This is a genomic window from Geodermatophilus sp. SYSU D00705 (assembly GCF_054050135.1).
Genome location: NZ_JBJGYT010000003.1, coordinates 239,291 through 264,187, shown reverse-complemented (window position 1 = coordinate 264,187; position 24,897 = coordinate 239,291). Strand labels below are relative to the sequence as shown.

General features: G+C 74.8%; 25 protein-coding genes. 16 read left to right on the top strand and 9 right to left on the bottom strand.

Features of this window, described 5'->3' with window-relative positions; translation table 11 throughout:
• Positions 1 to 29 precede the first annotated feature (29 nt).
• Positions 30 to 776, bottom strand: coding sequence for an SDR family oxidoreductase (locus ACI78Q_RS04205; protein ID WP_456922067.1), 747 nt, complete (start codon positions 774 to 776; stop codon positions 30 to 32).
• Positions 777 to 835: 59 nt separating this feature from the next.
• Between ACI78Q_RS04205 and ACI78Q_RS04200 the strand changes: the two genes are divergently transcribed.
• A complete protein-coding gene (locus ACI78Q_RS04200) occupies positions 836 to 2,563 on the top strand; it encodes a glycoside hydrolase family 13 protein (RefSeq protein WP_456922066.1) in 1,728 nt (575 codons plus the stop codon).
• A 31-nt stretch (positions 2,564 to 2,594) separates the two neighbouring features.
• Here the strand turns inward: ACI78Q_RS04200 and ACI78Q_RS04195 are convergent, their stop codons facing one another.
• Together ACI78Q_RS04195 and ACI78Q_RS04190 are read right to left on the bottom strand one after the other, a co-directional pair.
• Positions 2,595 to 3,884, bottom strand: a complete 1,290-nt coding sequence (locus ACI78Q_RS04195) for an MFS transporter (RefSeq protein WP_456922065.1) — start codon at positions 3,882 to 3,884, stop codon at positions 2,595 to 2,597.
• A 94-nt stretch (positions 3,885 to 3,978) separates the two neighbouring features.
• Positions 3,979 to 5,241, bottom strand: coding sequence for a cytochrome P450 (locus ACI78Q_RS04190; RefSeq protein WP_456922064.1), 1,263 nt, complete (start codon positions 5,239 to 5,241; stop codon positions 3,979 to 3,981).
• A 211-nt stretch (positions 5,242 to 5,452) separates the two neighbouring features.
• Between ACI78Q_RS04190 and ACI78Q_RS04185 the strand changes: the two genes are divergently transcribed.
• Positions 5,453 to 6,217: an alpha/beta fold hydrolase gene (locus tag ACI78Q_RS04185; protein ID WP_456922063.1), complete on the top strand. Its 765-nt coding sequence runs from the start codon at positions 5,453 to 5,455 to the stop codon at positions 6,215 to 6,217.
• 9 nt (positions 6,218 to 6,226) lie between these two features.
• On the opposite strand, the gene ACI78Q_RS04180 is transcribed toward ACI78Q_RS04185, so the two are convergent.
• Positions 6,227 to 8,224, bottom strand: a complete 1,998-nt coding sequence (locus ACI78Q_RS04180) for an acetoacetate--CoA ligase (protein WP_456922062.1) — start codon at positions 8,222 to 8,224, stop codon at positions 6,227 to 6,229.
• Positions 8,225 to 8,286: 62 nt separating this feature from the next.
• Between ACI78Q_RS04180 and ACI78Q_RS04175 the strand changes: the two genes are divergently transcribed.
• From ACI78Q_RS04175 to ACI78Q_RS04150, 6 genes are all read left to right on the top strand, one after another.
• Positions 8,287 to 8,697: a DUF2237 family protein gene (locus ACI78Q_RS04175; RefSeq protein ID WP_456922061.1), complete on the top strand. Its 411-nt coding sequence runs from the start codon at positions 8,287 to 8,289 to the stop codon at positions 8,695 to 8,697.
• A 90-nt stretch (positions 8,698 to 8,787) separates the two neighbouring features.
• Positions 8,788 to 9,282: a glutathione peroxidase gene (locus ACI78Q_RS04170; RefSeq protein WP_456922060.1), complete on the top strand. Its 495-nt coding sequence runs from the start codon at positions 8,788 to 8,790 to the stop codon at positions 9,280 to 9,282.
• Positions 9,279 to 10,007: a mycothiol-dependent nitroreductase Rv2466c family protein gene (locus ACI78Q_RS04165; RefSeq protein ID WP_456922059.1), complete on the top strand. Its 729-nt coding sequence runs from the start codon at positions 9,279 to 9,281 to the stop codon at positions 10,005 to 10,007. The genes ACI78Q_RS04170 and ACI78Q_RS04165 overlap by 4 nt, the downstream gene beginning before the upstream one ends.
• Before the next feature lie 110 nt (positions 10,008 to 10,117).
• The gene (locus tag ACI78Q_RS04160; protein WP_456922058.1) at positions 10,118 to 11,191 is read left to right on the top strand and encodes a FecCD family ABC transporter permease; all 1,074 of its coding nucleotides are present in this window, start codon (positions 10,118 to 10,120) and stop codon (positions 11,189 to 11,191) included.
• Positions 11,188 to 12,270 carry a FecCD family ABC transporter permease gene (locus tag ACI78Q_RS04155; RefSeq protein ID WP_456922057.1) on the top strand — a complete coding sequence of 361 codons (1,083 nt, stop codon included), beginning with the start codon at positions 11,188 to 11,190 and terminating at the stop codon, positions 12,268 to 12,270. The genes ACI78Q_RS04160 and ACI78Q_RS04155 overlap by 4 nt, the downstream gene beginning before the upstream one ends.
• Positions 12,267 to 13,094: an ABC transporter ATP-binding protein gene (locus ACI78Q_RS04150; protein WP_456922056.1), complete on the top strand. Its 828-nt coding sequence runs from the start codon at positions 12,267 to 12,269 to the stop codon at positions 13,092 to 13,094. The genes ACI78Q_RS04155 and ACI78Q_RS04150 overlap by 4 nt, the downstream gene beginning before the upstream one ends.
• A gap of 13 nt (positions 13,095 to 13,107) precedes the next feature.
• Here the strand turns inward: ACI78Q_RS04150 and ACI78Q_RS04145 are convergent, their stop codons facing one another.
• Positions 13,108 to 14,037, bottom strand: coding sequence for a siderophore-interacting protein (locus tag ACI78Q_RS04145; protein WP_456922055.1), 930 nt, complete (start codon positions 14,035 to 14,037; stop codon positions 13,108 to 13,110).
• A gap of 128 nt (positions 14,038 to 14,165) precedes the next feature.
• Here ACI78Q_RS04145 and ACI78Q_RS04140 point away from each other — a divergent pair, with 128 nt between their 5' ends.
• The gene (locus ACI78Q_RS04140; RefSeq protein ID WP_456922070.1) at positions 14,166 to 15,161 is read left to right on the top strand and encodes an ABC transporter substrate-binding protein; all 996 of its coding nucleotides are present in this window, start codon (positions 14,166 to 14,168) and stop codon (positions 15,159 to 15,161) included.
• A gap of 50 nt (positions 15,162 to 15,211) precedes the next feature.
• Here ACI78Q_RS04140 and ACI78Q_RS04135 read toward each other — a convergent pair whose 3' ends face one another.
• The 4 genes from ACI78Q_RS04135 to ACI78Q_RS04120 form a co-directional block, all read right to left on the bottom strand.
• On the bottom strand, positions 15,212 to 16,162 hold the full coding sequence (locus ACI78Q_RS04135) for an EamA family transporter (protein ID WP_456922054.1): 951 nt from the start codon (positions 16,160 to 16,162) through the stop codon (positions 15,212 to 15,214).
• Positions 16,163 to 16,309: 147 nt separating this feature from the next.
• On the bottom strand, positions 16,310 to 16,825 hold the full coding sequence (locus tag ACI78Q_RS04130; protein ID WP_456922053.1) for a hypothetical protein: 516 nt from the start codon (positions 16,823 to 16,825) through the stop codon (positions 16,310 to 16,312).
• Positions 16,822 to 17,214 (bottom strand): VOC family protein, encoded by a 393-nt coding sequence (locus tag ACI78Q_RS04125; RefSeq protein ID WP_456922052.1) that lies wholly within the window; start codon positions 17,212 to 17,214, stop codon positions 16,822 to 16,824. The genes ACI78Q_RS04130 and ACI78Q_RS04125 overlap by 4 nt, the downstream gene beginning before the upstream one ends.
• A 76-nt stretch (positions 17,215 to 17,290) precedes the next feature.
• Positions 17,291 to 19,057: a BCCT family transporter gene (locus ACI78Q_RS04120; protein ID WP_456922051.1), complete on the bottom strand. Its 1,767-nt coding sequence runs from the start codon at positions 19,055 to 19,057 to the stop codon at positions 17,291 to 17,293.
• Positions 19,058 to 19,322: 265 nt separating this feature from the next.
• Between ACI78Q_RS04120 and ACI78Q_RS04115 the strand changes: the two genes are divergently transcribed.
• From ACI78Q_RS04115 to ACI78Q_RS04085, 7 genes are all read left to right on the top strand, one after another.
• On the top strand, positions 19,323 to 19,715 hold the full coding sequence (locus ACI78Q_RS04115; protein ID WP_456922050.1) for a hypothetical protein: 393 nt from the start codon (positions 19,323 to 19,325) through the stop codon (positions 19,713 to 19,715).
• Between the two features lie 101 nt (positions 19,716 to 19,816).
• Entirely contained in the window at positions 19,817 to 20,617 is an 801-nt protein-coding gene (locus ACI78Q_RS04110; RefSeq protein WP_456922049.1) for a thioesterase family protein, read from the top strand.
• 51 nt (positions 20,618 to 20,668) lie between these two features.
• Complete coding sequence (locus ACI78Q_RS04105) at positions 20,669 to 21,562, top strand: mechanosensitive ion channel family protein (RefSeq protein ID WP_456922048.1); 894 nt, start codon at positions 20,669 to 20,671, stop codon at positions 21,560 to 21,562.
• Positions 21,559 to 22,053: a hypothetical protein gene (locus ACI78Q_RS04100; RefSeq protein ID WP_456922047.1), complete on the top strand. Its 495-nt coding sequence runs from the start codon at positions 21,559 to 21,561 to the stop codon at positions 22,051 to 22,053. The genes ACI78Q_RS04105 and ACI78Q_RS04100 overlap by 4 nt, the downstream gene beginning before the upstream one ends.
• 116 nt (positions 22,054 to 22,169) lie before the next feature.
• Positions 22,170 to 23,114: an ABC transporter substrate-binding protein gene (locus tag ACI78Q_RS04095; protein ID WP_456922046.1), complete on the top strand. Its 945-nt coding sequence runs from the start codon at positions 22,170 to 22,172 to the stop codon at positions 23,112 to 23,114.
• Positions 23,115 to 23,129: 15 nt separating this feature from the next.
• A complete protein-coding gene (locus ACI78Q_RS04090) occupies positions 23,130 to 24,095 on the top strand; it encodes an amino acid ABC transporter permease (RefSeq protein ID WP_456922045.1) in 966 nt (321 codons plus the stop codon).
• Entirely contained in the window at positions 24,092 to 24,865 is a 774-nt protein-coding gene (locus ACI78Q_RS04085) for an amino acid ABC transporter ATP-binding protein (protein ID WP_456922044.1), read from the top strand. Before ACI78Q_RS04090 ends, ACI78Q_RS04085 begins: the two co-directional genes overlap by 4 nt.
• Positions 24,866 to 24,897: the final 32 nt, after the last annotated feature.

Here is a 24,897-nt window from a genome sequence, read left to right as displayed (position 1 = left end):
CGAGGTGGTCGACCACCTCGCGCTGCGGGTCAGCGGCCGCCGGCGACGTCGAGCACGCTGCCGGTGCAGTAGCCGGCGTCGTCGCCGAGCAGCCACAGGACGGCGTCGGCGACCTCCTCCGCGCGACCGGCCCGGCCCATGGGCACCGTCGGGCCGAGCCGCGCCGCCCGGTCGGGCTGGCCGCCGCTGGCGTGGATCTCCGTCTCGACGATCCCGGGCCGCACGACGTTGACCCGGACCCCCTCGTCGGCCACCTCGCGGGCCAGGCCGATCCCCAGCGTGTCGACGGCCCCCTTGCTGGCCGCGTAGTCGACGTACTCGCCGGGCGACCCGAGCCTGCTGGCGACCGAGGACAGCAGCACGATCGACCCCCCGGACCCACCGTGCCGGGTGGACATCCGCCGCACCGCCTCCCGGCAGCACAGGAAGGCACCCAGCACGTTGACCGCCAGCATCCGGTGCACCCGATCGGCGGTCAGCTCGTCGACCCGCGCCCGCGGGCCCACGATCCCGGCGTTGGCCACCAGTCCGGTCACCGCGCCCAGCACCTCGGCGGCGGCGAAGGCGGCCAGGACGTCGTCCTCCACCGAGACGTCCGCGCGGACGGCGCAGGCGGTGCCGCCGCCCGCCTCGATGCCGGCCACGACGGCGGCGGCCGCGGCCGCGTCGTCCCGGTAGGTCAGCGCGACCGACCACCCGGCCGCCGCGGCGGCACGCGCCGTCGCCGCGCCGATGCCGCGGCTCCCGCCGGTCACGAGCACGACACCGGGAGGCATGGTCGGACCGTAGCGTCGCGCGGGTGCGGGGCGCACTCCGCCGTGCTGGGGTGGACGTCGTGCCCGCCGAACAGCCCCCGTGGTGGACCCGTGCCGTCGTCTACCAGGTCTACCCGCGCTCGTTCATGGACTCCGACGGCGACGGCATCGGCGACCTCGGCGGGATCCTGCAGCGGCTGGACCACCTGGCCGATCTCGGCGTCGACGTCCTGTGGCTCTCGCCGGTCTACCCGTCACCACAGGCCGACAACGGCTACGACATCAGCGACTACCAGGACGTCGACCCGCTGTTCGGGGACCTCGCACAGTTCGACGATCTGGTCGCCGCGCTGCACGCGCGCGGGATCCGGCTGGTCATGGACCTGGTGGTCAACCACACCAGCGACCAGCACCCGTGGTTCCGGGAGTCCCGGTCGTCCAAGGACTCCCCGAAGCGCGACTGGTACTGGTGGCGGCCGCCGCGGCCGGGGATGACGGCCGGCGCGCCGGGCGCGGAGCCGACCAACTGGCACTCGTTCTTCTCCGGCCCCACCTGGGAGCTCGATGAGGCCAGCGGCGAGTACTTCCTGCACCTGTTCGACCGCCGGCAGCCGGACCTGAACTGGGAGAACCCCGAGGTCCGGCAGGCGGTGTACGCGATGATGCGCTGGTGGCTCGACCGCGGGGTCGACGGCTTCCGCATGGACGTCATCAACATGATCAGCAAGGACGTCGCCGCCGACGGCCACCTGCACGACGGCCCGCCGCTGCCCGGCCTCCCTTACGGCGACGGCTCGGCGTCCTACCTGTGCGGGCCGCGGATCCACGAGTTCCTGCAGGAGATGCACCGCGAGGTGTTCGCCGGCCGGTCGGAGGCGCTGCTGACGGTCGGCGAGATGCCCGGCGTCACCGTCGAGCAGGCCCGGCTGTTCACCGATCCGGCGCGGGCCGAGGTGGACATGGTGTTCCAGTTCGAGCACGTGGGGCTGGACTTCGACGAGTCCAAGTGGCACCCCCGGCCGCTGCGGCTGCGCGACCTCAAGGCCTCGTTCGGGCGGTGGCAGGCGGGGCTGGCCGACGTCGGCTGGAACTCCCTCTACTGGGACAACCACGACCAGCCGCGGGCGGTCTCCCGCTTCGGGGACGACTCGCCGCGGTACCGCCGGGACTCCGCGACCTGCCTGGCCACGCTGCTGCACCTGCACCGGGGGACGCCGTACGTCTACCAGGGTGAGGAGCTCGGCATGGCCAACGCCCCGTTCGCCTCCCTCGACGACTTCCGCGACGTCGAGTCGCTCAACCACTTCGCGCAGGCCGTCGCCCACGGCGAGGACCCCGACCGGGTGCTGGCGGCGATGCGGCGGGTGGGCCGGGACAACGCCCGGACGCCGGTCCAGTGGGACGACTCGCCGCACGCCGGCTTCACCACCGGGACGCCGTGGATCGCGGTGAACCCCGACCACACCGAGTGGAACGCCGCCGCCCAGCGCACCGATCCGCACTCGGTGTTCGCCCACCACCGGCGGCTGATCGCGCTGCGGCACGAGTCGGCGGTGGTGGCGCTGGGCGACTTCACGATGCTCCTGCCGGAGCACGACGACGTGTACGCCTTCACCCGGTCGCTGGACGGCGAGACGCTGCTGGTCGTCTGCAACGTGAGCGGGCACGAGCACCGGCTGGACGAGCTGCTGCCCGAGGCGGTGGCCGCGGAGCCGGTGCTGGGCAACCTGGCGCCGGCCGACCCGGCCGACCCGGCCGACCCGGCCGTCCTGCGCCCGTGGGAGGCGCGGGTGCTGCGGCTGCCGTGAGCGGAGGCTCGGCCGGCCCCGTCCCGGGTCTTCAGGCCGGCACGGGGGTCCCCGCGGAGGGGCGCCGGTCCAGCGGGTGGGCCAGCTCGTCGGCCGGCAGCCGCCCGGCCAGCAGCGCGACCGCCGCCAGCACCGGGGGCACGAGCCCGGCGACGAGGAAGGTGGCGGACAGGCCGATCAGCTCGCTGACCGGGCCGGCGAGGGCCATCGACAGCGGCATGAACGCCGTGGAGACGAAGAAGTCGAGGCTGGAGACCCGGCCGAGCAGCGCCGGCGGCACCCGCCGCTGCAGCAGCGTGCCCCAGATGACCATGCCCGCCTGCATGGAGGCGCCGGTGACCAGCCCGGCGCCGATCATGACGGCCAGCTGGGTGGTGGTCCCGAAGACGACGAGCGGGACGCAGCCCAGGCCCCACAGCAGGTTCATGACCGTGAGGTAGCGCCGGGGCAGGCGCATCGAGGCCACGGTCATCGAGCCGAGCGCGCCGCCGACCCCGAAGGCGGCCAGCACGAGGGCGTGCTCGAACGGCCCGCCACCGGCCCGGTCCTTGATCGCGAAGGGCGCGAGCACCTCGAACGGGCCGATCATCACCAGCAGCATCAGGGAGGCGAACAGCAGCGTGGCCAGCAGCCACGGCGTCCGGACCATGTAGGCGAAGCCCTCGCGCATGTCGGTGAACAGGCCGCGCACCGGGTGTGCGGGCGCCGTCCCCGGCTCGCGCCGGACCGGCGTCGCGGGGAGCGCTGCCACGCAGACCGCCGCGCCCACCGCCGCGGTCGCGGTGACGACGAGGGCGACGCCGGGGGACGTCGCCGCGATCAGCCCGCCGGCCAGGGCGGGGCCGGTGGCCTGGTAGAGGACCGGCCGCATCGTGCCCTCGAGCCCGTTGGCCGGCAGCAGCTCGTCCTGCGGGAGCAGCGCCGGGACCAGCGCGGAGTACGCCGGGTAGTAGCAGCCGTTGGCCAGCCCGCCGGCCAGCGCGACGGCGGCCAGCTGCCACAGCGCCAGCACCCCGGTCAGCGACAGCACCGCGACCAGCGCGATGCCGACGGCCTGCACCAGCGCCACGGCCAGCAGCACGTGCCGCTGCGGGACGCGGTCGGCCAGCGCGCCGCCGAGCAGCGTGCTGGCCAGCATGCCGCCGGCGGTCAGCCCGCTGACCAGCGACAGCTCGGCCGGGCCGCCGTCCAGCGCGACGACCTGCCACACCACGGCGACGGCGAAGGTGCTGTTGGTGAGCAGCGAGAGCCCGAGGGAGGCGGCCAGCAGGCGGTAGCGGGGGTGCCGCAGCGGCGCGAGCGCCCGCGGCAGGCCGGCCATCGTTCTCCCCCGTCGTCCGTACCGGCCCGGGGTCGGGCGGGCGGTGACCGGGGGAGCATACGGTCGCCGCCGGGCCGCTCCCCCGTGACCGGGGTCAGCGCAGCCGGTAGGTGATCGGCAGCCGCTTGATGCCGTTCTGGAAGTTCGACCGCAGCCGCACCACCGGCCCGGCGAGCTCGACGTCGTGCACCCGGTCGAGCAGCTCGCCGAACAGGGCGCTCATCTGCAGCCGGGCGAGGCCGGCGCCGAGGCAGAAGTGCGGGCCGACGCCGAAGGTCAGGTGGTCGTTGGGCGTGCGGCCGACGTCGAACCGGTCGGGCCGGTCGAAGACGGCCCCGTCGCGGTTGGCCGAGGCGTAGTAGACGACGACCTTGTCCCCGGCACGGATCGGCTGGCCCGCGAGCTCGGCGTCCCGGGTGGCGGTCCGGCGGAACTGGGTGACCGGGGTGACCCAGCGCAGCATCTCGTCGACCGCGGTGGGCAGCAGCCCGCGGTCGGCGCGCAGCCGCCGGAGCTGCTCCGGGTGCTCGAGGAGGGCGAGCATGCCGCCGGGGATGGCGTTGCGCAGCGTCTCGTTGCCGGCGACCGAGAGCAGGAAGAAGAAGTTCTCGAACTCCTCGTCGGTGAGCGGCTGCCCCTCGACGCCGGCCAGCAGCAGGCTGATCAGGTCCTCGCCGGGGTGCGCCCGCTTGTGCGCGGCGAGCTGGTGGGCGTAGTCGAACATGTCCTGCAGGCTCGCCCGCGACCGCGGGTCCACCGGGCGGCCGCCGTCCCCGGCCGTCGCGTACTCCTCGTCGTGCACGCCGATGACCCGGTTGGCCCAGCCGAACAGCAGGTGCCGGTCCTCCCGCGGGACGCCCATGATCTCGGCGAGGGTGAGCAGCGGGAGCTCCCGGCCGACGTCCTGGGCGAAGTCGCAGGACGTGGTCCCGTCGAGGCCGTCGACGATCTCCCGGGCGCGGTCGTGCACCCAGCCGGCCATGCGGGCGACCGCCCGCGGGGTGAAGGCCCGGTTGACCGTGCGGCGCAGCACCGAGTGCTCCGGCGGGTCGAGGTTCAGCAGCATCCGCCGCTGGAAGACCAGGTCGTCGGGGGCGGGGTCGTGGATCTGGGTGGCGCCGAGCTGGGAGCTGAAGACGTCGGGGTGCGTGTTCACCGCGCGGACGTCGGCGTGCCGGAACACGCCCCAGTAGCCCGGCCCCTCCGGCCAGCCGAGGACGGGGACCTCGTCGACCCAGGCCACCGGCGCCCGCGCGCGCAGGGCGGCGAAGGCCTCGTGCGGCTGCCCCCGCTCGGCCCACACCTGCGGGTCGAACAGCTCGAGGTCGACGACGTCCCTGGCCAGCGGTGCGGTCACCGGCGCTCCGTCCTGCAGGCGGCTGAGCCGGGATCGTGTCCGGCGCCCGGGCGGGGTGTCAACGCGTCGTCGCACGTGGGACACGGAGCCGGCGGGGCTGGCCTGTCGCGACCGGCCGGGCCTACCGTCGTCGGCACGCGCCGGCCCGACCGCACCGGGCGCCGGACCGCACCGGGCGCCGGCCGGCTCCTCCAGGGACGGAGGCCGGGCGATGGCGACGTTCGTGCTGGTGCACCCCGCCTGGCTGGGCGGCTGGTGCTGGCGGAAGCTCACCCCCCTGCTCCGCGGAGCGGGCCACGAGGTGGTGGCGCCGACGCTCACCGGGCTCGGTGACCGGTCCCACCTGCTGGACCACGGGATCGACCTGCTCACCCACGTCGAGGACGTCGTCAACGTGCTGACCTACGAGGACCTCGACCGGGTGGTGCTGGTCGGCAGCAGCTCCGGGGGCGCGGTGGTCACCGGGGTGGCCGACCGGCTGCCGGAGCGGGTGGCCGAGGTCGTCTACCTGGACGCGTTCGTCCCGGAGGACGGCCAGTGCGTGTTCGACCTGGTCGCTCCGGAGCGGCGGGCGGCGATGGAGGCGCTCGTGGCCACCGAGGGCGACGGGTGGCTGCTGCCCCGGTTCGCGCCGCCACCGTGGCCGGAGATCCTCTCCCGGCTGTGGGGGATCACCGACGCGGACGACGCCGCGTGGGCCGAGCCCCGGCTGCGGGCCACCCCGGTGGGCCACTTCACCCGCCCGCTCCACCTGACCGGCGCCGTCGGCGACCTTCCGCGCAGCTACGTGCGGTGCACCCGCTTCCCGCACCCCGGGTTCGACCGGTGGGCGCAGCGGGCGGCGGAGTCACGGGGCTGGCGGCACCGCGCCCTCGCCTGTGGGCACCTCGCTCACGTGTCCGACCCGGACGCCGTCGCCGCCGTCCTGCTCGAGCTGGCCGGCAGCGACCGGCTGACGGCCGGCGCGGGGCGGTGACCCGGGCCTTCAGCGCGGGCCGCGCTCCCGCGCCAGGGCCAGGTAGTGCTCGACCGCGCCGGGGTCGTCGACGGCGCCGACGTTGAGCGCCCGGGCCGGGTCGACACCCTGGAACAGCCGCTTGAGCGGCACCTCCAGCCGCTTGCCGGTGCGGGTGTGCGGCACCGCGGGGACGGCGATCACCTCGTCGGGCACGTGGCGGGGGCTGGCCTGGCGGCGGATGGCGTCCCGGATCCGGGTGGTGAGCTCCTCGGTGAGCTCGGCCCCCTCGGCCAGCTTGACGAACAGCGGCATCCAGTAGCCGCCGTCGCGCTGCTCCACGCCGAGCACGACGCAGTCGAGCACCTCGGGGACGGACTCCACGGCGGCGTAGATGTCCGCCGTCCCCATGCGCACGCCGCCGCGGTTGAGGGTCGAGTCCGACCGGCCGGTGATCAGGCAGGTGCCGCGGTCGGTGACCTCCATCCAGTCCCCGTGCCGCCAGACGCCCGGCCACGGCTCGAAGTACGCCTCGCGGTAGCGCTCGCCGTCGGCGTCGTTCCAGAAGTACAGCGGCATCGACGGCATCGGCTCGGTGATGACCAGCTCGCCCAGCTCGCCGACCACCGGCTCGCCGTGCTCGTCCCAGGCGGCCGCCGCGACACCCAGCATCGGCCGCTGCAGCTCCCCGGCGGTGACCGGCAGCAGCAGCGAGCTGCCCACGAACCCGGTGGCGACGTCGGTGCCGCCGGACAGCGACCCGAGGAACACGTCGGGCTTGACCGCGTCGTACACCCAGGTGAAGGCGGACGCCGGCAGCGGCGAGCCGGTCGACCCGATGCACCGCAGCGCCGACAGGTCGTGGGTCTCCCCCGGCCGGATGCCGGCCTTCTCGCAGGCGGTCAGGTAGCCGGCGCTGGTGCCGAGGTAGGTCAGCCGGGTCTGCGCGGCGATCGCGAACTGGGCGTCGACCGACGGGTACGCGGGGGCGCCGTCGTGGACGACCACCGTGGCGCCGCACAGCAGCGCCGAGGTGGCGATGTTCCACATGATCCAGGCGGTGGAGGCGTACCAGTAGAAGCGGTCGCCCGGGCCGACGTCCCCGTGCAGGGCCAGCTGCTTGTGCTCCTCGAGGGTGACGCCGCCGTGGCCGTGCACGATCCCCTTGGGCAGGCCGGTGGTGCCCGAGGAGTAGACGATCCACAGCGGGTGGTCGAACGGGACCTGCTCGAAGGCCGGCTCCTGCTCCTCGGCGACCGCCTCGGCCCACGGGACGGCGCCGGCCGGCACCTCGCCGGGGAACAGCCGCGGGACGGCGATCGTCGTCCGGACGCTGGGCAGCGCGCCGCGCAGCTCGGTGACGACCTCGCGGCGGTCGTACTCCTTGCCGCCCCACCGGTAGCCGTCGACGGCGACCAGCACGGTCGGCTCGATCTGGACGAAGCGGTCGAGGACGGCGCGGGTGCCGAAGTCGGGGGCGCAGGAGGACCAGACCGCGCCGATGGCCGCCGTCCCGAGGAAGGCGACGACCGCCTCGGGGACGTTGGGCAGGTAGCCGGCGACCCGGTCGCCGCGCTGCACGCCGAGCCGGCGCAGCGTGGCGGCGAAGGCGCCGACCCGGGCGCGCAGCTGCGCCCAGCTGGTCTCCTCCGGCTCGCGGTCCTCGGCGACCGCGATCAGCGCCGGGGAGTCGGCGGGCACCGTGCCGTCGGCGCCGGCGCGCAGCGCCTGCTCGGCGTAGTTGAGCGTGGTGCCGGGGAACCAGACGGCGCCGGGCATCTCCCGCCGGGTCAGCACCCGGTCGTCGGGTATGCCGGGCAGCACGCCGGTCCAGCCGGCCACGTCGGCCCAGAACTGGTCGAGGCGCTCCACCGACCAGCGCCAGATCGCGTCGTAGTCCGCCGGGTCGCCGAGGTCCAGGCCGCGCCGCTGCGCCACCCACCCGGCGAACTCGGCGATCCGGGTGGCCCGCACCGACTCCGGGGTCGGGCGCCAGAGGACGGTCGGCTCGCTCGCGTTACCGGTCACACCGGCACCCTGCCATCCCCCGCGCGCTGCGCGGGCGCGGTGCAGCCAGCAAGATTGACCCGATGAGCGGACCCGGAGGCGGCAGCGAGGAGCGCAACGTCCTCGGCGGGCCGCTGGAGCCGTGCGGCACCGAGCCGATGACCGGCTTCCTCCGCACCGGTGTCTGCAGCAGCGGCCCCGAGGACGTCGGCAGCCACACCGTCTGCGCCGTCGTGTCCGCCGAGTTCCTGCAGGTGCAGCGCGAGCTGGGCAACGACCTGGTGACGCCGCGGCCGGAGTACGCCTTCCCCGGCCTGCGCCCCGGCGACCGTTGGTGCGTCGTCGCCGCCCGCTGGCTGCAGGCGTACCAGGCGGGCGCGGCCGCCGGCGTCGTCCTGGCCGCGACGAACGCCCGCGCCCTCGAGGTCGTCCCGCTGGAGGCGCTGCGGCAGCACGCCGTCGACGTCCCCGACGACCTCAGCGGCCTCGACTAGAGGAAGGACCCCCTTGCCCCCCACCACCCGCACGCTGGCGGCGGGGCCCTGCGAGGGAGCCACCAGATGCGCTACACGACGAGGAGCGACATGAGCGACCTGCTGGACCTGCCGGTGACCACCCTCCAGGGCGAGGCCACGACCCTGGGCGCCCTCGCGGGCGGAGGCGCGGCCCTGGTGGTGAACGTCGCCAGCCGCTGCGGGCTCACCCCGCAGTACAGCCAGTTGGAGGCGCTGCAGCAGGAGTACGGCGGGCGCGGCCTGACCGTGGTCGGCGCGCCGTGCAACCAGTTCATGGGCCAGGAGCCGGGCACGGCGGAGGAGATCCAGAGCTTCTGCTCCACCACCTACGGCGTCACCTTCCCCATGACCGAGAAGCTCGAGGTCAACGGCCCGGGCGCGCACCCGCTGTTCCAGCGGCTGGCCGAGGCGCCCGACGCCACCGGCGAGGCCGGCGAGGTGCGCTGGAACTTCGAGAAGTGGCTCGTCGGCGCCGACGGCGCGGTCGTGGCCCGCTTCCGGCCGCAGACCCAGCCCGACTCCCCCGAGGTGCGGCACGCCATCGAGCAGGCGCTGGCCCAGTGACCCGGGACGCCGACCTGCACTTCTGGTTCGACCCGGTCTGCCCCTTCGCCTGGGTGACCAGCCAGTGGGTGCGCACCGTGGCCGACCGGCGGGAGTACACCGTCGAGTGGCGGCTGATCTCGCTGCGGCTGCTCAACCGGCACGTGGACTACGACACCCAGTTCCCGCCGGAGTACGAGGCCGGGCACACCGCCGGCCTGCGGCTGCTGCGGGTGGCCGCGCGGGCCCGCGACGAGCACGGGCCCGACGTGCTCGGCCCGCTCTACGCCGCGCTCGGGACCGCCGTCTTCGACGCCGAGCCGCAGGACGGGCCGCAGGACCGGGAGCAGCGCGGCACCCGCGCGTTCGTCGCACCCGTCCTCGCCGGCCTCGGCCTGCCGGCGGACCTCGCCGACGCGCTGGACGACGAGTCGTGGGACGCCGCGATCCAGGCCGACACCGACGAGGCGCTGCGCCTGGCCGGCAAGGACGTGGGGACGCCGATCCTGCACTTCGCTCCCCCGGACGGCGCCGCGTTCTTCGGCCCGGTGATCAGCCGGGTGCCCAGCCCCGAGGACGCCGTCGAGCTGTGGGACCACGTGGTGGCCCTCGCCGCCTTCCCCGGGTTCGCCGAGCTCAAGCGCAGCCTCCGGGAGCGCCCGCAGGTGCGCTCCTTCGGCGTCCGCCCGGGCGAGGTGGGCGTGCAGGAGGACTGGCACGGGGGCAGCCGCCGCCAGCACCGGTGACCGCGGCACGCCGCGGGAGCGCACGGGCCGGCTGAGGTGAGGCTAACCTGTGTCGGCAGACGGCCCGGTCGATGCGGGTGGTCCCCCGTCCCTCGTCCCTGGAGCCGCGCGTGTCCTCGACGACCGACGCCGCTCCCCGGACCCCGGGGGCGGTGGCGCCGCCCCGGACGCGCGGTCTGCTGCGGGGCCGCGGCCCGCGGTTCCTCGCCGCCCTCGCGCTGCTGCTGCTGGTCGTCGCCTCCGCCGCGCTCAGCATCGCCGTGGGCACCCGCAGCATCGGCCTGGGCACCGTCTGGCAGGCGCTGACCGACTCCTCCCTCGGCAGCGAGGAGGCGGTGATCGTGCGCGAGCTGCGGCTGCCGCGCACCGCCCTGGGCCTCCTGGTCGGCCTGGCGCTCGGCGTCGCGGGCGCGCTCACCCAGGGCCACACCCGCAACCCGCTGGGCGACCCCGGCCTGCTCGGGGTCACCGCCGGCGCCTCCCTCGGCGTCGTCCTGGCCATCTGGGCGCTGGGCCTCAGCACGCCCGCCGGGTACGTGTGGTTCGGCTTCGCCGGGGCGCTGACCGGCACCGTGCTGGTGTTCACCCTCGGCTCCGCCGGCCGCGGCGGCGCCACCCCCGTCACCCTCGCCCTGGCCGGTGCCGCGCTGTCGGCGCTGCTCTACGCGCTGGTCCGGGCCATCCTGGTCAGCGACTCCGACAGCCTGGACAGCTTCCGGTTCTGGGTCGTCGGTGCCCTCGCCGGCCGCGGCGCGGACATCGCCTGGCAGGTCGCCCCGTTCATCGCCGCCGGGCTGGTCCTCGCGCTGCTCAACGCGCCGGCGCTGGACCTGCTCGGCCTCGGGGAGGACGTCGCCCGCGGCCTCGGCCAGCGCGTCTGGCTGGCCCGCCTGGTGGGGCTCGGCGCGGTCACCCTGCTGTGCGGCGCCGCCACCGCGGCCTGCGGCCCGATCGCCTTCGTCGGGCTGGTCGTCCCGCACGTCGTCCGGGCGCTCACCGGCCCCGCGCACCGCTGGCTGGTCCCCCTCTCGGGCCTGCTGGGGGCGGCGTTCCTGCTGCTGGCCGACGTCCTGGGCCGGGTGGTGGCCCGGCCCGGTGAGCTGCAGGTCGGCATCGTGCTCGCCCTGGTCGGCGCGCCGTTCTTCATCGCGCTGATCCGGCGCCGCCAGCTGGCCGGCCCGTGACGGCGACCGCTCCGGAGCGCGTCGCGGTGCCGCGGGAGACCGTCGTCCGCGCCGGCCCGGTCTCCGGTCGGCTGCGCTGGCGGCAGCTGCTCGTGCCGGTGAGCGCCGCGGTCGTCGTCGTCCTGCTGGGGGCGGTGAGCCTGGGCCGCGGCGACTTCCCGATCGGCGTCGGCGACGTCCTCGAGACCCTCGTCGGCCTGGGCGAGCAGACCCAGGAGTTCATCGTCCTCGAGCTGCGCGCGCCGCGGATCGTCGTCGGCGCGTTGGTCGGGCTGGCGTTCGGCATCGCCGGGGCGCTGTTCCAGACCTTCGCCCGCAACCCGCTGGCCTCCCCCGACGTCCTCGGCATCACCCAGGGCGCCTCGGTGGGGGCGGTGGCGGCGATCGTGCTGGGCGGGACGTCGAGCGGCGGGGCGCTGCTCGGCGGCCTCGGCGTCCCGCTGGCCGCCCTCCTCGGCGCGCTGGTCACCGGCGTCCTGCTGTTCGTGCTGGCCTGGCGCCGCGGCGTCGACGGCTACCGGCTGGTGCTCGTCGGCATCGCGCTGTGGGCGGTCGCCTCCGCGCTCACCGACTGGCTGCTGACCCGCGCGGAGATCTTCGACGCCGCCGCCGCCTACGTGTGGATCACCGGCTCGCTCAACGCCCGGACGTGGGACCAGGCCGGGCCGCTGTCCCTCGCCCTGGCCGTGCTGGTCCCGCTCGCGCTGGCCGCCAGCCGCGCCCTGGCGGTGCTGCAGTTCGGCGACGACACCGCCCGCGGGCTCGGCGTCCGGTTGCCGCTGGCCCAGGCCGCGGTGGTCCTCGTCGCGGTCGCGCTCACCGCCGCCGCCGTCGCCGCCGCCGGCCCGATCTCCTACGTGGCGCTGGTGGTCCCGCAGATCGCCGTCCGCCTCAGCGGTGGCTCCCGGCCGCCCCTGCTCGCCTCCGGGCTGCTCGGCGCCGCGCTCGTGATCGGCGCGGACCTGCTCACCCGCACCGTCCTGCCCGAGGCCCTGCCGGTCGGCATCCTCACCGCCGCCGTCGGCGCCCCGTACCTGCTCTGGCTCCTCGTCCGCGGAAGGCGGCGATCCACGCTGTGACGACCACCGCGCACCCCCCGGTCCCCACCGGGACCCGGCCGGTCCGCCTCGCCGCCGAGTCGGTCAGCCTCGGCTACGACGACCGCGTGGTCGTCCGCGACCTCGACCTGGAGCTCACCGACGGCTCCTTCACCGCGATCGTGGGCCCGAACGGCTGCGGCAAGTCCACCCTGCTGCGCGCCCTGGGCCGGCTGCTGCGCCCCAGCCAGGGCCAGGTGCTGCTCGACGGGCACGCCATCTCCCGGACGCCGACCCGCGAGGTGGCGAAGGTGCTCGGGCTGCTGCCGCAGACGCCGGTCGCGCCGGAGGGGCTCACGGTGGCCGACCTGGTGGCCCGCGGCCGCCACCCGCACCAGTCGTGGCTCCAGCAGTGGTCACGCGGGGACGAGGCCGCGGTCGCCGAGGCGCTGGCCTGGACCGACATGTCCGAGCTGGCCGAGCGGCCCGTCGACGCCCTCTCCGGGGGGCAGCGCCAGCGCGCGTGGATCTCGATGGCGCTGGCGCAGGGCACCGACCTGCTCCTGCTCGACGAGCCGACGACCTACCTGGACCTGTCGCACCAGATCGACGTCCTGGAGCTGGTGGGCCGGCTGCACACCGAGCGGGGCCGCACCGTCGTCGTCGTCCTGCACGACCTGAACCTGGCCGCCCGGTACGCGCAGCGGCTGGTGGCCATGAAGGACGGCGTCCTGGTCGCGTCGGGGACGCCGGCCGAGGTGCTCACCGAGCGGCTGCTGGCCGACGTGTTCGACCTGGAGGCGCGGATCGTGCCGGACCCGGTGGCCGGGACGCCGATGGTGGTGCCCGTCCGCCGCCTGCGGTAGGGCGCGCGCCGGTTCAGCTCGCGATGCCCTGCCGCCAGTAACCCATGAACGCCACCGCGCCGCGCGGGACGCCGAGGTCGCCGACCAGGTGCCGGCGCAGCTGCTTGACCACCCCGGCCTCGCCGGCGAGCCAGGCGTAGCAGCCCGAGGTGGCGTCCGCGTCCGGGACCTCCCACAGCAGCCCGGCGTCGAGGTCGACGTCCTCCGGGACCTCCGTGGGCGTCGCGACCACGCCGAGCTCGCACAGCGCGGCGTGCACCGCCGGCACCAGCAGCGAGCCGCGGGCGGCGCCGGAGCGCGGCAGCCAGCGCACGCTCACCCCCGGCGGCAGCACCAGGTTCATCGCGTCGGCCTCGGCCGGCACCTCGAGCAGGGCCACGACGCGGCGGGGGGACTGCCCGAGCCCCTCGAGGATCGCGCAGACCGCGGGGACGGCGGTCTCGTCGCCGGCCAGCAGCAGCGTGGTGGCCGCGGCGGGCGGGGCCCACTCCACGCCCCACATCCGGCCGCGCCCGGGCCGGTCGGGGCCGAGCAGCACGATGCGGTCGCCGGGCGCGGCCGCCGCGGCCCAGCGGGCGGCCGGACCGGCGTGCCCGTCCTCCACCCCGTGCAGGACCAGGTCGACGTCGACCTCGGCGAGCTCGGGGCGCGCGGCGCGCACCGTGTAGGTGCGGACCCAGGGCCGCTGCTCCTCGGGCATCGCGCAGTACTCCGGGTACCAGTCCGACCCCCGCTCGACCAGCCGGCGCATGCCGGCCGGGTCACGGGGCAGCACCAGCTTGATCCGCTGGTCGTCGCCGGCGACGCCGAAGCCCGCGAGGTCGGGGCCGGTGAGGGTGACCCGCACGAAGCTCGGGCCCAGCCGGCGGACGGCGGCCACCGTCGCGTCGAAGAAGGCCCACCCGGGGGCGGCCTCGACCGCGGTCTCGACGGTGACGGTCATGTGGCGTCTCCACTCTCTCCCGGCGCCCCGACCCTTGCGGACGGCAGCAGAGGTGAGGCTAACCTAAGCCGCCTTCCGGGAGGAACCACCTCCCGGGATGACCAGCGAGGAGACCCCCGTTGCACCGCATGCCGCGCCGCCTGATCGGCGCCTCCCTCACCGTGGCCGCCCTGCTCGCGGCCGGAGGCTGCTCCGACGGACCCGCCGACGCCGCCGGCTCCAGCGCCCCCGGGGAGGGCGGCTGGGAGTTCACCGACGACCTGGGGAACACCGTCGAGCTCGACGAGACGCCGACCCGCATCGCCGGCCTCAACGACGTCGTCGCCTCGCTGTGGAACTACGGCATCGAGCCGGTCGGCGGCTGGGGCCAGACCTCCGCCGCGGACGACGTCGCGTTCGAGGGCAAGGACCTCGGCGGGTTCGCGATCCTGGGCGAGAGCTACGGGCAGATCGACCTCGAGCGGCTGGCCGCGGCCGCCCCCGACCTGATCGTCACCTCGGTCTACCCGACCGACTCCGCGGGCACGATCGACCGGACCCAGCCCCTGTACGGCTTCGAGTCGATCGAGCAGCAGGAGCAGGTCGCCGAGATCGCGCCGATCGTCGCCATCACCTGGGGCGGCTCGGCGGCCGACGTCATCGAGCGCACCCTCGAGCTGGCCGAGTCCGTCGGCGCCGACGACGAGCTGGTCGACGCCGCGCGGGAGGACTACGAGGCGGCGTCCACCGCCCTGACCGAGGCCGCGGCCGGCGGCGTGACGGTGCTGCCCGTGTACGCCTCCCCCAGCGACGGCTGGTGGATGGCCAAGGCGCCCGACGACCCCTCGCTGCACCTCTACCAGGACCTCGGCGTGCAGTTCGTCGACCCCGGCGGTGACGGCTACTTCTGGGAGTCGGTCGGCTGGGAGGAGGTGCCGAACCACCCCAGCGACGTGCTGCTCTACTCGCTGCGGCTCAGCATGACCCCGGAGGAGTACGCGGCCCAGCCGACCGCCGCGCTGCTGCCGGCGGTGCAGGCCGGCCAGCTCCACCCGTGGAAGTACATCGGGATGGACTACGCCGCCCAGGCCGCCTACATGGAGGAGCTGGCCGGCTACCTCACCGAGGCCCGGAAGGTCACCTGAACCACGGGCGGGGTCGCTCGGTGCCGGTTCCCGTCACCGAGCGACTCCGCTCAGGAGGGCGCGACCGCCTCCGGCACCGCGGCGGCGACGGGCGCCGGCCGCGCCGTCTGGGCTAGGCCGATCCCCACCAGGACGACGATGCCGCCGAGCACCTGCCAGCCCGACAGCACCTGCTCGACCCACAGCCAGGCCACCACCGACGCCAGCACCGGCTCGACGGTCGCCACGAGGCCGGCGGTCGTCGGCGACAGGTGCCGCAGCGCCGCGATGGACAGCCAGAACGGCACCATCGCCCCGAGGACGACGATCCACACGACGAGCACCCACAGCGGGAGTTCGAGCGACCCGGCCGACACCGGCACCCGCTCGGTGAGCACTCCGGCGTCGAACTCCCACCACGGCGCGGCCACCGACCAGAACAGCCCGGCGGCGACGAAGCTCCAGCAGGTCAGGCCGACCGGGTCGCGGGTCACCGTCCCCCGCTCGCCCATCAGGTAGTAGGTGGCCAGGCACAGCGCGGCGGCGAGCCCCGCGGCCACCCCGAGCGGGTCCAGCGAGCCGCCTCCCTGCCAGACCTCGGCCACGAAGACCAGGCCGGACAGCGACAGCAGCAGGGCCACCCACAGCCGGCTGCGCACCTGCTCGCGGCGGACCAGCCACACGTAGAGGGCGATGAACACCGGCGCGGTCATCTCGAAGACCAGCGCGATGCCGACCGGCAGCCGGCCGATCGCCACGTAGTAGAGGAACTGCGTCAGCGCGACGCCCACCACCCCGAAGACGGCGAGGAAGGGCACCTCCCGCCAGGTGATCCGCAGCCGCCCGGGCGACACCAGCGCCAGGACGACGAGCAGCCCCACGGCGGCGCCGACGCAGCGCAGCGCGGTCAGCCGGGTGGGCGGGATGCCCGCCTGGAGGGCGAGGGTCGACACGGTGCCGTTGACGGCGAAGAACCCCGCGGCGGCGACGGTGGCGGCGTAACCGAGGACGGGGCGCTGCACGGACAGCAATGTAGTTGCCGTGATGCCCCGTGCCACCTACCTGCCGGGCTGTCGCTCCCCGCGACCCCGGGGCGCGAGATCGGCGATCTGGTGGCCGTCAGCCGCTGATCGCCACCAGGTCGCCGATCTCGCGCAGGGACGAGCGGCTCAGGCGCGGCGGACGGCGACGAAGCGCTGCCGCACCCGGAACCCCTCGCCGTCGTCCTCCTCGGCCCGCCAGTGGAAGCCGTCGGCCCCGACCTCGGAGAAGACCCAGCGCAGGCGGGTGCCGTCCCGCTCGCCGGACAGGACCAGTCCGTCCGGGGAGGGCGCGGCGGTGAACGGGATGACCCAGCCGCGCGCCGGGCCGTGCCAGGTGGACCGGTAGGCACCCAGCGCCTCGTCCCAGAACCGCAGGCTCAGGCCCCACTCGCCATCCGGGGCGCCGCGGGCACGCGCGGCCCGGGACGGGCTGATCCAGACGTCGGCCAGCGCGCGCCCGTCCAGCGCCCAGCCGAAGTGCCACTCGCCGTCCCGCTCCGTCTCCGAGCCGTCCGCCGCGACGTCGGTCACGCGGAGGTCCCAGCTGCCCACCAGCGGTGCGAAGAGCGCGAGCCGGTCGGCCAGTTCCGCCCGGGGTGCACCTGCGGTGAACACCCCGGCCAGCGCCTCGGCGGGGGTCACCGGACCGCGGACGGGTCCATCCAGACGGCCTCCCAGACGTGCCCGTCGGGGTCGGTGAAGCTCGCGCCGTACATGAACCCGTGGTCCTGGGGCGGCAGCCAGGGCTTCCCGCCGTGCGCCAGGGCCCGCTCGACCAGCTGGTCGACCTCCTCGCGGCTGGCCGCCGACAGCGCGGCGAGCTGGGTGGTCGCGGCCGCGGGGTCGCCCACCTCGCCGGTCACGAAGTCGGCGAACCGGTCGCGGGTCAGCAGCATGACGACGACGTTCTCGTCGATCACCACCGAGGCCGTCCGCTCGTCGGAGAACTGCTCGGTGAAGGAGAACCCGAGCCCGCCGTAGAACGCCTTGGCGGCCGCGAGGTCCCGCACCGGGAGGTTCAGGAAGATCATGCGCACGGTCGTCGGTCCCGTCGTCCGGAGGCCCGGTCGGCCCCGTCGGAGGGAAGACGGGGCCGACCGGCGGAACTCATCGCCGGGTGCCGTCGGGCACCGGCCAGCCGACCTCGTCGACCTGCACGCCGCTGCGCCCCTCCCGGTGCTCGACGGTCCGGACCGGGGTGGAGTGCGTGGCGGTGTCGGGCACGCCGTCGGCATCGGCGTCCGGAGCCGGCTCGACGACGAGCACGAAGTCCTCGCCGTGCCGGGTGATGCCCTCGACGACGGCCTGCTCGACCGCCTCGGCCGCGACCGTGCGCCGCAGCACCATCGGGTCGGTGCGCACGTCCTTGGCCAGCGACACGGCCAGGCCCACCATCACCAGGGCGAAGGGCAACGCGGCGATGATCGTCAGGTTCTGCAGGCCGGTCAGCGCCTCGTCGCCGCCGACCAGCAGCATGATCGCGGCGACCGCGCCCATGACGACGCCCCAGAACACCACCGTGGTGCGGCTCGGGGACAGCGTCCCCCGCTCCGACAGCGACCCCATGACGATCGATGCCGCGTCCGCGCCGGACACGAAGAAGATCGCGACCAACGTCATGACCAGCACGGTCATCACCGTGGCGAGCGGGAAGGTGTCGAGGACGCCGAACAGCTGGCCCTCCGTGGTCGCCTGCCCGGCGACGTCCACCCCGCTGCGCTGCACGGCGATGCCCGCGCCGCCGAAGACGGCGAACCAGACCAGGCTGACCACGCTGGGCACCAGCAGCACGCCGGTGACGAACTGCCGGATGGTGCGGCCGCGGCTGATCCGGGCGATGAACAGCCCGACGAACGGCGTCCAGCTGATCCACCAGGCCCAGTAGAAGACCGTCCAGCCGCGCAGCCACTCGGCGGTCGCGTCGCCGCCGGTCGCCTCGGTGCGGGCGGCCATCTGGCCCAGGTCGCTGAAGTAGGTGCCGATCGTGGTCGGCAGCAGGTTGAGGATGAACACCGTCGGGCCGACGGCGAACACGAACACCGCCAGGACGACGGCCAGCACCATGTTGGTGTTGGCCAGCCACTGGATCCCCTTGGCGATGCCGGAGACCGCCGAGGCGACGAACGCCGCGGTCAGGACGGCGATGATGACGACGAGGACGCCGCTGCCGACGTCCCCCGCCCAGCCGAGGATCTCCACGCCGCTGCCGATCTGCAGCGCACCCAGGCCCAGGGACGCCGCCGAGCCGAACAGCGTCGCGAAGATGGCGAGGACGTCGATCGTCCTCCCGGCCCAGCCCTCGGTGCGGCGGGTGCCGAACAGCGGGGCGAACGCGGCGCTGATCAGCTGCCGGCGCCCGCGACGGAACGTGCCGTAGGCGATGGCCAGCCCGACGACGGCGTAGATCGCCCACGGGTGCAGCGACCAGTGGAACAGCGTCGTCGCCATCGCCGTCTGCACCGCCTCGGGCGTCTCGGCCGCGACCGTCCGCGGCGGCGGGGAGACGTAGTGGGACAGCGGCTCGCTGACGCCGAAGAACATCAGGCCGATGCCCATGCCGGCGCTGAACATCATCGCGACCCACGAGACGGTGCGGAACTCCGGCGCCTCGTCGTCGCGGCCCAGCGGGATGCGGCCGTACCTCCCGGCGGCCAGCCACAGGACGTAGACCACGAAGGACGACGCCAGCAGCACGAACAACCAGCCGAGGTTGGTCTCCACCCACTCCAGCGCGCTGCCGCTGGCCGAGCCCAGGCCCGCCGGGGACAGGAAGCCCCAGGCGACGAAGGCCAGCGCGACGACGGCGGAGACGCCGAAGACGACGCGGTCGAGCGACGCGCCGCGGTCCGCGGGCAGCGGAGGCGGCGGGGCCACGGCCGGGTGGTCGCTGGTCGCGACGAAGTTGGGTTGGCGTCTTCTCTCGGTTTCTCTCGTCACTGTGCCGCGTGGCGCCGGTGCCGGCGCTCCTCCCTCTCGATCGACGACGGGCGCGCCGCCGCTCCCGGGGACGGGAGGAGCGACTCATCCACCGTCCGGAGCCGGCCGGCCGCGCGCAAGCCCGCTGTGATCTCGGCGAGACCGCCACGCGACGCCCGCGGGTGCCTGTGTGCCCGCGGGAGGCCGGGGGCACACCTGGGGCGTGGCGCCGCCGTTCCCCCCGCCCGGATCGGGGTCGTCGTGGTCCCCCCGACGCCGGAAGCTGCTGGTCGGGCTGGGGGTCGGCCTGGCCGTCGGCGTCCTGTGCTCGTTCCTGCTGCCCGCGCAGTACGGCATCCCGGCGCTGTTCCTCGCCGGCCTGTGCGGCTTCCTCCTCGTCGTCGCCGTCGTGGTGTTCGTCACCTACCCCGGGCCCGGCACCCTCGGCCAGGTGCTGCGCACGCCACCACTCGCCGGGGCGGTGCTGGTCGTGGCGGTGCTGCTCGTGCTGGCCGACCCGGCCGGGTCGCTGCGCTGGCTGTGGGTGGTGGCCGCCGTCCTCGCCGCCGCCTGGACGGCGTTCGCGGTCTGGGAGACCCGCCGGTCGGGCCTCTGACGGCCGCGGGACGCCGCCCTCTGCGGGCCCCTTCCCTCTGCGGACGGGATCGCACCGGCAGAGCGCCGACCCCCGGCAGGGCCGGCGGCACACTGGGCGGCATGCGCCCGCCCGCGACCGGGGACATGCCTCCCGCCCTGTACGAGCCGGTGGACGGCGGCTACCGCGCCACCGCGCTGACGATCGGGCCCTGGGACCCCGGGCTGCAGCACGCGGGCCCCCCGGCGGCGCTGCTGGCCCGCGAGGCGGAGGCGGCCGGCGGGATCCCCGACGCGCAGACCGTCCGGCTGGCCTTCGACATCCTCGGCCCCGTGCCGGTCGGCCCGGTCGCCGTCTCGGCGCGGGTGCTGCGGCCGGGCCGGCGGGTGGAGCTCGTCGAGTCCCGGCTCACCGCGGGCGACGACCGGCCGCTCATGCGGCTGACCGCCTGGCGGGTGCGCACCCGCGCCGCCGAGGGGACGCCGGAGCCCGCCGTCCCCCTGCCCGGGCCGGAGGAGAGCCGGCCGGAGACCGCCGACTTCTTCACCACCGACGTCGCCTACCACCGGGCGCTGGAGTGGCGGTTCGCGCACGGCTCGTTCAACGCGCCCGGCCCGGCCGCGGCCTGGACCCGCCCGCTGTGCGGCCTGGTGGCCGGCGAGCCGATGACGCCGCTGCAGCACCTGCTGGTGATGACCGACGCGGCCAGCGGCATCTCCGCCGTCCTGGACTGGACGACGGCCACGTTCGCCAACGTCGACCTCGGCCTGTCGCTGGTGCGCCCGCCGGCCGGCGAGTGGCTGGGCGTGGACGCCGTCACCACCCTCGGCCCGGCCGGTGCCGGCCAGTGCTTCGCCGACCTCTACGACGCCACCGGGCGGGTCGGCCGCTCCGCGCAGTCGCTGTTCGTCGAGCCGCGCTGACTGCCGGTCACGGTTGGCGTTCCCCGGCGGCGGCGACGACGCTGGGGGGCGATGGAACCACTGGACGCACTCCTGGACTGGCTCTCCGGCCGCGGGCTGGAGATCGTGCTCATCATCCTGGGGTCGGTGCTGCTGGCCCGGCTCGTGGCATGGGTGGGCACGAAGATCACCGACAGCATCGACGCCCGCTCCACCGGCGGCGACGTCCTGGTCAGGTCCGAGGCGGCCAAGCACCGGCACTCCCTGACCCAGGTGATCACCTGGACCCTCATCGTGCTGATCTACGCGATCGCCGCCTTCTTCGTGCTCGACCGCGCCGGCATCCCGATCGGCGGGCTGGTGGCGCCGGCGACCGTCCTCGGCGTCGGCCTGGGCTTCGGCGCCCAGCGGATCGTCGGCGACGTGCTCGCCGGGTTCTTCATCATCACCGAGCGGCAGTACGGCTTCGGCGACGTCGTCTCCATCCAGGTGGTCGGCGGCGGTGACGAGGCGACCGGCACCGTCGAGGACGTCACCCTGCGCATCACCCGGCTGCGCTCGCCCAACGGCGAGGTGGTCACGCTGCCGAACGGTCAGATCGTCAAGGTGGTCAACCTCTCCCGCGACTGGGCCCGCGCCGTGGTCGACATCCCGGTGCCCACGACCATGGACGTCAGCCGCGTCAACGACCTGCTGCACGAGGTGGGCGAGCAGGCCTTCGCCGACCCGGCGATGCGCCCGTTGCTGCTCGACGAGCCCAGCGTCATGGGCGTGGAGACCCTCGACCTCGAGCAGGTCAACGTCCGCATGGTGGCGCGCACGCTGCCCGGCAAGCAGTTCGAGGTCGGCCGTGACCTGCGCGCCCGTGTCGTCCTGGCCTTCCGCCGGGCGGGCCTGAACATGCCCGCGCCGACGTCCCACGTGGCCGCCGAGGACCTCTCCGCCTCCGCGGACGGCGCCCGGTGAGCCCCCGCCACTCCGGGGAGCACCCGACCCACGAGCTGCCGTCGGTGCGCACCGCCCCGCCCTCGGGCCTGCGCCGGTTCTGGGCGGCGGTGCCCCACCACCTCGGCCGCGCCCGCACCTCGACCGTCGTCCTGACGATCCTGTTCCTCGCCGTCGGCACGCTGTACCTCTACGTGAGGCCGCCGGTCACCGGGGTCGGCACCGTCCAGCAGCCCGTCAGCGACACCCAGCCCGCGCCGGCGCAGGAGCCGGCCCGGCCCGCCGAGCCCGCGCCGGCCCCCGAGACCCCGGAGCCGACCGGCACGACGGCCCCGACGCCGACCACGAGCCGCAGCACCGCGCCGACGACGACGGCGCCGCGGGAGACGGACTCGACCACGCCGCCGACCACGACCGGCGGCGGGGAGACCGCGGAGAGCACACCGGGAGAGCCGACGACGACCCGGGCACCGGCGTCCGAGCCGCCGGCCACCACCTCTCCGGAGCCGTGACGGCCGCCACCGCACGGCGGTCACCAGGCACCTCGCCGCACCAGGCCGGAGGCTCGCAGGGCAGGATCAGCACCCTGTGCCTCGGCGGACGAGGCACCCGTGGAGGGAGACAACCCGTGGCCATCCGATCCCTGACCCGGCGTGGACGGGTCGCCGTCGCGGCCGCCGCCGGCCTGACCCTCGCGCTCGCCGGCTGCGGGGACGACTCCGGCGACGATGCGGGCAGCGGTGGCGGGGGCGGCGGCGCCGCGGCGACCAGCGAGCCGCTGCCCACCGTGGAGGCCGACGAGGCGCTCGCCGCCCGCGTGCCCGCGGCGATCGCCGAGGACGGCGTGATCAGCGTCGGCAGCGACACCAGCTACGCCCCCAGCGAGTTCATCGCCGAGGACGGCGAGACGATCGTCGGCTTCGACGTCGACCTGTTCACCCTCGTCGCGCAGAAGCTGGGCCTGGAGGCGCAGTTCCAGACCGCCGCCTTCGACTCGATCATCGCCGGCGTGGGCTCGGGGCGGTACGAGGTGGGCGTCTCGTCGTTCACGATCAACCCCGAGCGCCTGCAGCAGGCCAACATGATCAGCTACTACGAGGCCGGCACGCAGTGGTCGACCAAGGCCGGCAACCCCGACGGGGTCGACCCGGACGACGCCTGCGGGCTCACCATCGCCGTCCAGAAGGCCACCGTGCAGGTCGACGACATCACCGCCCGGTCGGAGGCCTGCGAGGCCGCCGGCGAGGACCCGATCACGATCAACCAGTACGACCTGCAGAGCGACGCCACCGCGGCGGTCGTCTCCGGCGCCGCGGCCGCGGGTCTGGCCGACTCCCCGGTCATGGCCTACGCCGTGCAGCAGACCAACGGCCAGCTCGAGCTGCTCGGCGACATCTACGACGCCGCGCCCTACGGCTACGTGGTCGCCCAGGACCAGGCCGACTTCGCCCAGGCCGTCGCCGACGCCGTCAAGGCCCTGATCGACGACGGCACCTACACCGAGGTGCTCTCCCGGTGGGGCGTCGAGGACGGCGCCATCGACGACCCGACGGTGAACCCCACCGTCGGCTGACCGGAGCACTCCGCCATGGCCGCCGAGGCCCCCGACACGACCAGCCGGCCGGCACCGCCCGAGCAGATCAGGGCGGTGCCGGTCCGGCACCCCGGCCGCTGGATCGCCGCCGTCGTCATCGCGGTGCTGGTGGCGATGTTCGTCCACATGCTGGCCACCAACCCGGTGTTCCAGTGGGACTTCATGCTCGACAACATGTTCACGCCCCCGGTCCTCCGCGGGGCGCGGACGACGCTGATCATGACCGTCCTCGCGATGGTCCTCGGCGTCCTGCTGGGCATCGTGCTGGCGGTCATGCGCCTGTCGCCCAACCCGATCGTCTCGGGCGCGGCGTGGGCCTACATCTGGGTCTTCCGGGCGATCCCGCGGATCGTCCTGCTGTTCTTCATCGCCAACCTCGGCGCCCTGTACGCGACCTACGACCTCGGCATCCCCTTCGACCGGCAGCTGATGGACCTCTTCGGGTTCGAGGGCGACCTGCGCTTCCTCGGCCTGGACGGCAACCAGATCTTCGCCGGCTTCACCGCGGGGCTGCTCGGCCTGGCGCTGTCGGAGGGCGCCTACATGGCCGAGATCGTGCGGGCCGGCATCCAGTCGGTCGACCCCGGCCAGGCGGAGGCGGCCAGCGCGCTGGGCCTCAGCCGCGGCAAGACGATGCGCCGGATCGTGCTGCCGCAGGCGATGCGGGTGATCATCCCGCCGACCGGCAACGAGACGATCGCGATGCTCAAGGACACCTCGCTGCTGCTCGCGGTGCCGGTGACCAGCGAGCTGAACTTCCAGCTGCGGGCCATCGGCAGCCGGACGTTCCAGATCATCCCGATGGCCGTGGCCTCGATCCTCTGGTACCTGGCGCTGACGAGCCTGCTCATGGTCGGCCAGTACTTCCTGGAGAAGCGGTTCAGCCGCGGCTTCGGCGCGCGGGAGACCCGGGCGCAGCGGGCGGCGCGGGAGGCGCGTGAGGTGGGGAGCTCGAAGTGACCGCGAACGGGCAGGCGATGGTGAAGGCCGAGGGTGTGCGGAAGTCCTTCGGCCACGTGGACGTGCTCAAGGGCATCGACCTGGAGGTCCGGCCGGGCGAGGTGGTCTGCGTCATCGGCCCGTCCGGCTCGGGGAAGTCGACGTTCCTGCGCTGCATCAACCACCTGGAGAAGATCGACGCCGGGCGGCTGTGGGTCGACGGCTCCCTCGTCGGCTACCGCGAGAGGGGCGGCAAGCTGCACGAGCTGCGCGACCGCGAGGTCGCCGCGCAGCGCCGCGACATCGGCATGGTGTTCCAGCGGTTCAACCTGTTCCCGCACAAGACGGCGCTGGAGAACGTGATCGAGGCGCCGACGCAGGTGAAGGGCGTGCGCAAGGAGGCCGCCCGGGCCCGCGGCATCGAGCTGCTCGAGCGGGTGGGCCTCGGCGAGCGGGTGCACAACTACCCGAACCAGCTCTCCGGCGGCCAGCAGCAGCGGGTGGCGATCGCCCGGGCGCTGGCGATGGAGCCCAAGCTGATGCTCTTCGACGAGCCGACCTCGGCGCTGGACCCGGAGCTGGTCGGCGAGGTCCTCGACGTCATGCGCGGCCTGGCCGAGTCGGGCATGACGATGGTCGTCGTCACCCACGAGATGGGCTTCGCCCGCGAGGTCGGCGACACCCTGGTCTTCATGGACGACGGCGTCGTCCTGGAGGCCGGGGACCCGAAGCAGGTGCTCACCGACCCGCAGCACCCCCGCTGCCGGGCGTTCCTCTCCAAGGTCCTCTAGGGGCGGGTCCTCCCGGCGCGGTCGGCCAGAGT